The 719-nt window shown below is 41.3% G+C and carries 1 protein-coding gene; it reads right to left on the reverse strand.

All coding sequences use genetic code 11. From position 1 onward, the window contains the following. Nucleotides 1–172: 172 nt before the first annotated feature. Nucleotides 173–719: hypothetical protein (locus tag JKP77_RS22170; RefSeq protein ID WP_218313345.1), on the reverse strand; the 547-nt coding region annotated here is incomplete at its 5' end.

Genomic DNA, 719 nt, shown 5'->3' on the forward strand with positions numbered 1-719 from the left:
ATTCAATACAGCAACATGCTAATGCTAATAAAATGAAAAATCTCATGTTACTCCAAAGTCAAAACTGGGTAGCTAACGCCCCAATAACGGACGCAAACGCGTAGGGCATAATAGCGAAGCGGCCCTACGTGTTTGTGTCCCAGCGAGCGGAGCGAGTGAGTTTATTGGATTGTTAGCTGCCATTGGCTTGATAATACCTAGAAAAAGCCTCTTTTCCTCGTTGATGCTTAAATAGAAGGAAGTAAGCAAAAACAGTAATGATAAGATACCCAAATGACAACCAGCCAACAAAGATACTGTTGTCAGGAATGAATAGTATTCTTGAAGCGATTAAAATGACTAATAAAATTGAGCACGATACGAGGACGTTTCTAAGCCATTTTTCAGTCTTTAAAAACGATATAAACGATGATTGAGTTTTAAAGAAAAATACAGAGCTAAGCGCCAACACCGCCAGAAATTCAAGCCTGCCGGTAAGTGAAAAAATGACTGCGGAAAAAGGCAAAAATAACAGTTGGGTCAGCTTTTTATCGAACGCATTGCGTACCTTATCCGTCCGAACTTTTTCAGGGTTTAAGTGCTGCTCTACTTCTTCGACACTAGCGCCAGCAGGGCAACCGCATTTACGGCAAATTGACGTACTGCTTTCGTTCAAGCTTTCGCAAGCTGTGCATCTCCATTTATATCCGACCAAGTATGAATTCCTTTTGGCAGCTAAC

Origin of the sequence: Alteromonas antoniana, from assembly GCF_019249295.1 — a bacterium.
In the GTDB taxonomy this organism is placed as follows: domain Bacteria; phylum Pseudomonadota; class Gammaproteobacteria; order Enterobacterales; family Alteromonadaceae; genus Alteromonas; species Alteromonas antoniana.